Origin of the sequence: Kosakonia sp. HypNH10, assembly GCF_029850615.1 — a bacterium.
GTDB classification, from domain to species: domain Bacteria; phylum Pseudomonadota; class Gammaproteobacteria; order Enterobacterales; family Enterobacteriaceae; genus Kosakonia; species Kosakonia cowanii.
In genome coordinates, this window is the sequence record NZ_JAOTIU010000008.1 from 183776 (window position 1) to 193210 (window position 9435).

The following is a 9435-nucleotide window of genomic DNA, read 5'->3' on the forward strand; positions in this document are numbered from 1 at the left end:
AAGGAACCTTTATGGATGCATTTATTCTGGTCTTTACGCTCGCCATTATGCTGGCGATTGGCGTGCCGGTCGCCTATGCGGTCGGCATCAGCGCAGTACTCGGCGCGTGGTATATCGATATTCCGCTGGAAGCGGTGATGATCCAGCTGACCAACGGCGTGAATAAATTCTCACTGCTGGCGATCCCGTTCTTTATTCTGGCCGGGGCGATTATGGCGGAGGGCGGCATTGCCCGCAGGCTGGTCAACTTTGCCTATATCTTTGTCGGCTTTATTCGCGGCGGCCTGTCGCTGGTCAATATCGTCGCCTCGACCTTTTTCGGTGCCATTTCGGGATCGTCGGTGGCAGATACCGCCTCGATTGGCTCGGTGATGATCCCGGAGATGGATAAAAAGGGCTATCCGCGCGATTTCGCTGCCGCCGTCACCGCCAGCGGATCGGTGCAGGCGATCCTCACACCGCCCAGCCACAACTCGGTGATCTACTCGCTGGCGACGGGCGGAACCGTCTCCATCGCCGCGCTGTTTATCGCCGGGATTTTGCCAGGCCTGCTGCTCAGCTTCACGCTGATGGTGATGTGCGTGGTCTTTGCCCATAAGCGCGGCTACCCGAAAGGGGAGCGAGTGCCGTTTCGCCAGGCGTTAAAGATCTTTGCCGATACGCTGTGGGGGCTGATGACGGTAGTGATCATCATGGGCGGCATCCTTTCCGGGATCTTCACCGCTACCGAATCGGCGGCGATCGCCTGTCTGTGGGCCTTCTTTGTCACCATGTTTATCTATCGTGACTACAAATGGTCCGAGCTGCCGAAGCTGATGTACCGCACGGTGAAAACCGTCACTATCGTGATGATCCTGATTGGCTTCGCCTCTGCCTTCGGTGCGGTGATGACCTATATGCAGCTGCCGGGCCGCATCACTGAGGCGTTTACCCAGCTCTCTGACAACAAGTATGTAATTCTGATGTGCATTAACATCATGCTGCTGCTGCTCGGCACGCTGATGGATATGGCACCGCTGATCCTGATCCTGACGCCGGTATTGCTGCCGGTCACCAATGCGCTGGGTATCGATCCGGTGCATTTCGGCATGATCATGCTGGTCAACCTGGGGATTGGGTTGATTACGCCGCCGGTGGGATCGGTGCTGTTTGTCGCCAGCGCGGTGAGTAAACAGAAGATCGAGCAGGTGGTGAAGGCGATGCTGCCTTTCTACGCCATCCTGTTCGTGGTGCTGTTGCTGGTGACCTATATTCCGGCCATCTCGCTCTTCCTGCCGAAGCTGTTTGGCGTGATGTAAGCTGAGCCTGTGAGAATAAAAAGCCCGGCGCTGATGGCCGGGTTTTTACTTATTCGACAAAGATATGCGGGTAGAAGCGGGAGAGATCCTGGGTGATCAGCGCCCGATCTTCGCGGATGCCGATGCCGGCAGGCTGATCGTTAATAAGCCAGCTGCCGATCAGCGTGTAGCTGTCGCCAAACTTCGGCAGCGGGTAGAACTCCTGCACGATCATCCCCTCTTCGCCGTACGGGCCTTCCACCGACTCGACGGTTTTGCCGTTCTCAACGATCGAGACATTGGCACCTTCACGGGAGAAGATCGGCTTCACCACATACTTCTCCATCGGCGGATGATCTTCATCGGCAAACCATGCTGGCAGCAGATTAGGATGATCCGGGAACATCTGCCACAGCATCGGCAGCAGCGCCTTGTTGGAGATAATGCTCTTCCAGGCCGGCTCCAGCCAGCGCACGCCGGCATCTTCCAGCTTGGTGGAGAACATTTCGCGCAGCATGTATTCCCACGGATAGAGCTTGAAGAGGTTGCCGATCACCTGATCCTGCAGATCGGAAAACTGCCCCTTTTCACCAAGGCCAATATCTTCGATATAGAGAAACTCAGAGGCCAGCTCCGCTTCGGCTGCGCAATCCTGGAGATACTGCACCGTTCCGCGATCCTCTACCGTGTCGCGGCAGCAGGTGAAGTGCAGCAGCTGGAAGCCGTGCTGCTCGCGCAGCTCTGCAAAGCGCGCGATAAGCTTCTCCTGCAGGCTGTTGAACTGATCGCTGCCCTGCGGCAGGTTGCCAGCGTTGAGCTGATCTTCGAGCCAGATCCACTGAAAGAAGGCCGCTTCATACAGCGAGGTCGGCGTGTCAGCGTTGTTTTCCAGCAGCTTAGGCTCGCCGACGCCATCCCAGGCGAGATCGAGACGTGAATAGAGTGAAGGCTGACGCGTGGCCCACGACTGGCGCACAAAGCCCCAGGTGTGTTTTGGAATGCGGAATTTGGTCATCAGCTCATCGCTGGCAACGACCTTCTCCACCACCTGCAGGCACATCTGGTGCAGCTCGGTGGTGACATCCTCCAGTTTCTCAACCTGGGCAAGCGTCAGTTTGTAGTAGGCATCTTCACACCAGTAGGGCTCGCCATACATGGTGTGAAAATTAAAGCCATACTCCGTCGCTTTCTCGCGCCAGTCCGGGCGCTCGCTAATGCTGATTCTTTCCATCGACGTCAGCCACCCATTGAACGGCTGGAAGTGCCGGAGGCACTGCTGCGCTGCATGGTGTTCTGTTTAGCAACAGATTCACCAAAGCCGCCGCGGGTTACGGTGGTGGTGGTGGCTGGTTTCGGTGCTAACGCGGTTTTAGGCACCGTTGCGGTACGGCCCGGCTGCGCTGCGCCGTAACCTTTACCGGAGGCGTCGGTGTACTGACCGTAAGCCGGGCTTGCCGGGTTACGCGAACTGAAGAGCGGCTGCTGAGCAAAGCCCGCGCCGCCGCCCATTAAGCGGCCCATCATGTAACCGGCCATCAGCGGCATCCAGAAGCTGCCGCTGGACTGGTTCTGCGCCTGGTTTTCTGTGCCCGCCGCACCCACGCCTGCCTGAGCGGGTGCCTGCTGGCACTGGCCTTCGCCAAACTCCGCCACGCAATCTTCGCGCGAGGCGTATTTCGGCGCGGTACGTTCGGCTTCTTTTAAGGCGTTGTTGTACGCGGCTTTACACTCCGCGCTTTTACCCGGATTCGCCGAAGAGCAGTCGTCGGCGTTCTGGTACATGGAAACTGTTTCGTCATTTTGTTCACAGGCTGCCAGCATAAATACGGCGGAGACCGCCAGCGCGACAGGCGTTAAATGACGTGCGCTCCAGCTTTTGCGGAACGTCGCATGATTAATATTTTTTGTCCGTTTCATTGTTATCTTCCTGTGGACCCAAAGGCATGAATAAACGATCAGGATAGAGGATGGGGGGGCGAAGTTAAAGCGAGGCGGGAAGGCCTTTACGTTGCCTTACGTAAAAACGGGGGCTATGTGCCCCCGTAGTGTATAGCGGATGTTTAACGCGTCAGGCCGGTACGTGCGGCGGCAGGTTGTGCACCCGCGCCGAAGTTCTCAACCTTAGCCTGCTGCTGCGGGTTTTCCGGTGCCACGCTCTCCGGCGCAGTAGAGATGGATTTGCCCAGCGCACCGTTGAGTGCCACCAGATCCTGCTCGTTCAGCGTACCGAGCGCCTGCTTAATATTAAGCTGGTTAATCAGGTAGTTATAACGAGCACTTGAGAGCTGCTGCTTCGCGTTGTAGAGCGTAGTGGTGGCATCCAGCACGTCAACAATTGTGCGCGTACCGACCGAGTAGCCCGCTTCCATCGCATCGAGGGAGCTCTGCGCAGAGACCACCGCCTGTTTGTAGGCGTTGATGCTGCTGATCGAGGCGTTGACGTTATTAAAGGAGGAGCGAACGTTCTGCACCACGCTGCGGTGCGCGCTCTCCAGCTGCTCGCTGGCACCCACGAAATTATATTGCGCCTGTTTGACCTGCGAGTTTACCTGACCACCCTGATAGAGTGGCAGGGAGAAGCTCAGGCCAACTTTGTTCTGACCGACGTCGGAGTCGCTGAACTGCGAGTTGTTACGCGTTCTGGAACCGCTGTAAGAGGAGTTCGACACGCCGGTCGAGGCAGTCAAATCCAGGGTCGGTAAGTGACCATCCTGCGCCTGGCGAATCTGCTCGCGTGCCAGATCCTGGCTCAAACGCGCCTGCAACAGCGTCAGGTTACGTTTTTCCGCCTCTTTCAGCAGGTTGTTCACCGGCTGCGGTTTGTCGGTTTTAAAGCTCTGGACGTTCAGCGACGCCAGCTCCGGATAGTAGTTACCGGTCACCTGGCGCAGTGTCTCTACTGCGTTATCCAGCGCGTTACGCGCGGAAACTTCGTTCGCCAGCACGGTGTCATACTGTGAGCGGGCGTTCTGCACATCGGTGATGGCTACCAGGCCAACGTTAAAACGCTGGGTGGTTTGATCTAACTGGCGATAGATAGATTGCTTCTGCGCTTCGGTGTAGGAGAGCGTATCGATGGCGCTCAGCACGTTGAAGTAGGCAGTTGCGGTGTTCAGCATCAGCGTCTGCTGGTCGGTCTGCCAGGTGACATCCTGAATCCCGGCTGTTTTTTCCTGTAAAGTCAGCGCGCGCCATTTCGACATATCAAAAATGGTCTGCGTTAATTGCAGTGTACCGCTGGTCACGTTGGAATCGACGCCCTGGCTATCGCGGAAGCCGTTGGTATAGGTGTAGTCTGCCCCCAAACCAAGCTGAGGCAGTAACGGGCTACGCGCTTCATTGATCTTTTCGAAGGCGGCATCGCGTTCGGCGGCGGATTTACGCAGATCCGGGTTGCTTAAACGCGCCTGCTGATAAACCTGTAACAGGTTTTCTGCCTGGCTCATCGCACTGAAACCGGTCAGGCTCAGGCCGATAAAGAGGGGGAGCAATTTCTTCATTTGCATTCCTTGTTGTGAAGCAGTACTAGCGCTGATCTAAATTGGAAAAATAATCGCAGATTCTACCAGAAGTACGCACCGCGAAAGCTTGGCGTAACGTGCCATCGGCATAAATTTGCATCAATCTAACACATAGCGCTTGAAACACGCGTAAAACAGGCTTGAAAATCCACCGATTTATCATCACTTCATATGAGATGCCGCCAATGAATAAGCCAGACTCATCCATCGTCACTTTCACAAAAAATGATGTAGAAATTATTGCACGGGAAACGCTCTACACCGGTTTTTTTTCGCTTGTTCGCTATCGTTTTCGCCATCGTCTTTTTAATGGCGGAATGAGTGGCGAAGTGCAGCGTGAAATTTTTGAACGCGGTCACGCCGCAGTCTTGCTACCCTATGACCCTGTGCGCGATGAAGTCGTGCTGATCGAACAGATTCGCATTGCAGCTTTTGATACCAGCGACACGCCGTGGCTGCTGGAGATGGTTGCCGGCATGATCGAAGTGGGCGAGTCGGACGAAGAGGTCGCACGGCGTGAAGCGGATGAAGAGGCCGGTTTAGCGGTCGGACGCGTAAAAAGGATGCTGAGCTACCTGGCAAGCCCGGGCGGTACCAGCGAGCGCACTGCCGTACTGGTTGGTGAAGTGGATGCCACACAGGCCTCAGGTATTCATGGTCTGGTGGATGAAAACGAAGATATTCGTGTTCATGTGGTGAGCCGGGAACAGGCTTACCAGTGGGTAGAAGAGGGGACAATTGACAACGCAGCGTCTGTCATCGCCTTGCAATGGCTGCAGCTGCATTATGAGAGCTTACAAAACGAGTGGAAAAAATGAAGCGTTACACACCTGACTTCCCGGAAATGATGCGCCTGTGCGAAACCAATTTCGCCCAGCTGCGCCGCCTGCTACCGCGAAATGATGAGACGGGCGAAGCGGTAAGTTATCAGGTGACCAATGCGCAGTACCGATTAACGATTGTTGAATCCACCCGCTACACTACGCTTGTGGAGATTGAACAGACCGCGCCTGCCGTCAGCTACTGGAGCCTGCCCTCAATGACAGTGCGCCTGTATCACGATGCGATGGTGGCCGAAGTGTGTTCGAGCCAGCAGATCTTTCGATTTAAAGCGCGGTATGATTACCCCAATAAAAAGTTGCATCAACGCGACGAAAAGCATCAAATTAACCAGTTTCTGGCCGACTGGCTGCGTTACTGTTTAGCACATGGAGCAATGGCGATTCCGGTTTGTTAGCGTCGTGAAACCTAAGGACACCATTTGGAAAGCCTGTTAAACCTCTCTCTGGGGAGTGAGTCCAGAGTCAGGGTATTACAAATAACCGATTCTCACCTGTTCGCCAAAAAGCATGAAACGCTGTTAGGGGTTAATACCTGGGAAAGCTATCAGGCGGTACTGAACGCAATCCGGGCTCAGCAGCGTGCGTGCGATCTGATCGTTGCCACCGGCGATTTGGCGCAGGATCATACCGCTGCGGCTTATCAGCACTTTGCTGAAGGTATCGCAAGCTTCGACGCACCCTGCGTCTGGCTGCCGGGCAATCACGATTTTCAACCTGCTATGTACAGCGCGCTGCAGGATGCGGGCATCTCCTCCGCGAAACGTGTTTTTGTCGGTGAGCAGTGGCAAATCCTGCTGCTCGACAGCCAGGTGTTCGGCGTTCCGCACGGTGAACTAAGCGAATTTCAGCTCGACTGGCTGGAGAAAAAGCTCGCCGACAGCCCGCAGCGCCACACTTTACTGCTTCTGCACCACCATCCGCTGCCGTCCGGCTGCAGCTGGCTCGATCAGCACAGCCTGCGCAACGCCGCGGAGCTGGATAACGTGCTGCAACGCTTTCCTAAAGTGCGCACACTGCTGTGCGGCCATATCCACCAGGAACTCGATCTCGACTGGAATGGCCGCCGCCTGCTGGCGACGCCGTCGACCTGCGTGCAGTTTAAGCCGCACTGCGCCAGCTTCACGCTGGATACCATCGCGCCAGGCTGGCGCTGGCTGGATCTCTACCCTGACGGAACGCTGCACACCGAAGTGTGCCGCCTGGCGGGGAGTGAATTCAGGCCCGATACCGCTTCAGAAGGCTATTGATGTCAACGCTTCTTTATCTCCATGGTTTCAACAGTTCGCCCAGCTCCGGCAAAGCGACGCAGCTGGCGCAATGGGTCGCTCAGCATCATCCGCATATTGAAATGGTGGTGCCGCAGCTGCCGCCCTATCCGGCTGAAGCCGCAGAGATGCTGGAGTCTCTGGTGCTTGCACGAGGTGGAAAAACGCTCGGTATTGTCGGCTCTTCCCTCGGCGGTTATCTGGCGACCTGGCTCTCGCAATGCTTTATGTTACCGGCAGTGGTGGTCAACCCGGCGGTGCGGCCGTTTGAATTGCTGGCGGATTATCTTGGCCCTAACGAGAACCCCTACACAGGGCAGCAATATGTGCTAGAGTCTCGCCATATTTACGAGCTCAAAGTGATGCAAGTTGACCCGCTTGAGGCACCAGATCTGATCTGGCTGCTGCAACAAACCGGGGACGAAGTGCTCGATTACCGCCAGGCGGTGGCCTATTACGATGCCTGCCGCCAGACAGTTGAAGAGGGCGGAAATCACGCCTTCACGGGCTTTGAGAAACATTTCACACAGATTATCGATTTCCTTGGGCTTGAATAAGCCGCCGGAAACGATGCGATCACTATCTACGAATACACCATGACGCAATCCTATAACGCTGATGCCATAGAGGTACTCACCGGGCTTGAGCCGGTTCGCCGCCGTCCGGGGATGTATACCGATACCACGCGCCCTAACCACCTGGGCCAGGAAGTTATTGATAACAGCGTGGATGAAGCGCTGGCGGGCCACGCGAAGCGCGTGGAGGTCATTCTTCACGCCGATCAGTCGCTGGAAGTTATCGACGACGGGCGCGGCATGCCGGTGGATATCCACCCGGAAGAGGGCGTTCCTGCCGTCGAACTGATCCTCTGCCGCCTGCACGCGGGTGGGAAGTTCTCCAACAAAAACTACCAGTTTTCGGGCGGCCTGCACGGCGTCGGCATTTCGGTGGTTAACGCCCTGTCACGCCGCGTGGAAGTGACCGTCAAACGCGACGGCCAGGTCTACAGCATCGCTTTTGAGAATGGCGACAAGGTGCAGGATCTGAAAGTGATTGGCACCTGCGGTAAGCGCAATACCGGCACCAGCGTGCACTTCTGGCCGGATGAATCCTTCTTCGACAGCCCGCGCTTCTCCGTCTCCCGCCTGATGCATCTGCTGAAAGCGAAAGCGGTGCTTTGCCCGGGCGTTGAGATTGTCTTTAAAGACAATGTGAATAACGCCGAGCAGCGCTGGTGCTACCAGGATGGTCTGAACGACTACCTGAGTGAAGCGGTCAACGGCCTGCCGACGCTGCCGGAAAAACCGTTTATCGGCAACTTCTCTGCCGAAACGGAAGCGGTGGACTGGGCGCTGCTCTGGCTGCCGGAGGGCGGCGAGCTGCTGACCGAAAGCTACGTTAACCTGATCCCGACTATGCAGGGCGGCACCCACGTTAATGGCCTGCGCCAGGGCCTGCTTGATGCGATGCGCGAATTCTGCGAATACCGCAATATTCTGCCGCGCGGCGTGAAGCTCTCGGCGGAAGATATCTGGGATCGCTGCGCTTACGTGCTGTCGGTCAAAATGCAGGATCCGCAGTTTGCCGGGCAGACCAAAGAGCGTCTCTCCTCCCGCCAGTGCGCGGCGTTCGTCTCCGGCGTGGTGAAGGATGCCTTCAGCCTGTGGCTGAACCAGAATATTCAGACCGCGGAAATGCTGGCCGAGTTGGCGATCTCCAGCGCCCAGCGCCGCATGCGCGCCGCCAAAAAAGTGGTGCGTAAAAAGCTCACCAGTGGCCCGGCGCTGCCCGGCAAGCTGGCGGATTGCACCGCGCAGGATCTCTCGCGCACCGAACTCTTCCTGGTGGAAGGGGACTCCGCAGGCGGATCGGCGAAGCAGGCGCGCGATCGCGAGTTTCAGGCGATTATGCCGCTGAAGGGCAAGATCCTTAATACCTGGGAGGTATCCTCCGATGAAGTGCTGGCCTCGCAGGAGGTGCATGATATTTCGGTGGCGATCGGTATCGATCCGGACAGCGAAGATCTCAGCCAGCTGCGCTACGGCAAGATCTGTATTCTGGCGGATGCGGATTCCGACGGACTGCACATCGCCACGCTGCTCTGCGCGCTGTTTGTGAAGCATTTCCGTACGCTTGTGAAAAATGGTCACGTCTATGTCGCGCTGCCGCCGCTCTACCGTATCGATCTCGGCAAAGAGGTCTATTACGCGTTGACGGAAGAGGAAAAGACCGGCGTGCTGGAGCAGCTGAAACGCAAAAAGGGCAAACCGAACGTACAGCGCTTTAAAGGGCTGGGCGAGATGAACCCGATGCAGCTGCGTGAAACCACCCTCGATCCGAATACCCGCCGCCTGGTGCAACTGGTTATCAGCGATGAAGATGATAAGCAGACCGACGCCATGATGGATATGTTGCTGGCCAAGAAGCGCTCGGAAGATCGACGCAACTGGCTGCAAGAGAAGGGCGATACAGCGGAAATCGAAGCCTAAACCCTCTTGCCCGGTGGCGCTCTGCTTACCGGGCCTGTCAA

General features: G+C 56.6%; 9 protein-coding genes. 6 read left to right on the plus strand and 3 right to left on the minus strand.

Features of this window, described 5'->3' with window-relative positions:
* The first annotated feature begins 11 nt into the window (after window positions 1-11).
* Entirely contained in the window at window positions 12-1298 is a 1287-nt protein-coding gene (locus N7V53_RS19895; RefSeq protein ID WP_023481023.1) for a TRAP transporter large permease, read from the plus strand.
* Window positions 1299-1347: 49 nt separating this feature from the next.
* Here the strand turns inward: N7V53_RS19895 and N7V53_RS19900 are convergent, their stop codons facing one another.
* From N7V53_RS19900 to tolC, 3 genes are all read right to left on the minus strand, one after another.
* Window positions 1348-2508, minus strand: coding sequence for a glutathionylspermidine synthase family protein (locus tag N7V53_RS19900; protein WP_279794624.1), 1161 nt, complete (start codon window positions 2506-2508; stop codon window positions 1348-1350).
* Window positions 2509-2513: 5 nt separating this feature from the next.
* Window positions 2514-3194: a DUF1190 family protein gene (locus tag N7V53_RS19905; protein ID WP_023480787.1), complete on the minus strand. Its 681-nt coding sequence runs from the start codon at window positions 3192-3194 to the stop codon at window positions 2514-2516.
* A gap of 143 nt (window positions 3195-3337) precedes the next feature.
* Window positions 3338-4777, minus strand: coding sequence for an outer membrane channel protein TolC (gene tolC / locus N7V53_RS19910; protein WP_279794626.1), 1440 nt, complete (start codon window positions 4775-4777; stop codon window positions 3338-3340).
* A gap of 206 nt (window positions 4778-4983) precedes the next feature.
* Between tolC and nudF the strand changes: the two genes are divergently transcribed.
* The 5 genes from nudF to parE are packed head-to-tail and all read left to right on the plus strand — an operon-like array spanning window position 4984 to window position 9394.
* The gene (gene nudF / locus N7V53_RS19915) at window positions 4984-5616 is read left to right on the plus strand and encodes an ADP-ribose diphosphatase (protein WP_023480789.1); all 633 of its coding nucleotides are present in this window, start codon (window positions 4984-4986) and stop codon (window positions 5614-5616) included.
* Window positions 5613-6035 (plus strand): DUF1249 family protein, encoded by a 423-nt coding sequence (locus N7V53_RS19920; RefSeq protein WP_279794627.1) that lies wholly within the window; start codon window positions 5613-5615, stop codon window positions 6033-6035. The genes nudF and N7V53_RS19920 overlap by 4 nt, the downstream gene beginning before the upstream one ends.
* 24 nt (window positions 6036-6059) lie before the next feature.
* Window positions 6060-6887, plus strand: a complete 828-nt coding sequence (gene cpdA, locus N7V53_RS19925) for a 3',5'-cyclic-AMP phosphodiesterase (RefSeq protein ID WP_023480997.1) — start codon at window positions 6060-6062, stop codon at window positions 6885-6887.
* Window positions 6887-7462 carry an esterase YqiA gene (yqiA, locus tag N7V53_RS19930; RefSeq protein ID WP_023480978.1) on the plus strand — a complete coding sequence of 192 codons (576 nt, stop codon included), beginning with the start codon at window positions 6887-6889 and terminating at the stop codon, window positions 7460-7462. Before cpdA ends, yqiA begins: the two co-directional genes overlap by 1 nt.
* A 39-nt stretch (window positions 7463-7501) precedes the next feature.
* Entirely contained in the window at window positions 7502-9394 is a 1893-nt protein-coding gene (gene parE, locus N7V53_RS19935) for a DNA topoisomerase IV subunit B (RefSeq protein WP_023481021.1), read from the plus strand.
* The last annotated feature ends 41 nt before the right edge of the window (window positions 9395-9435 follow it).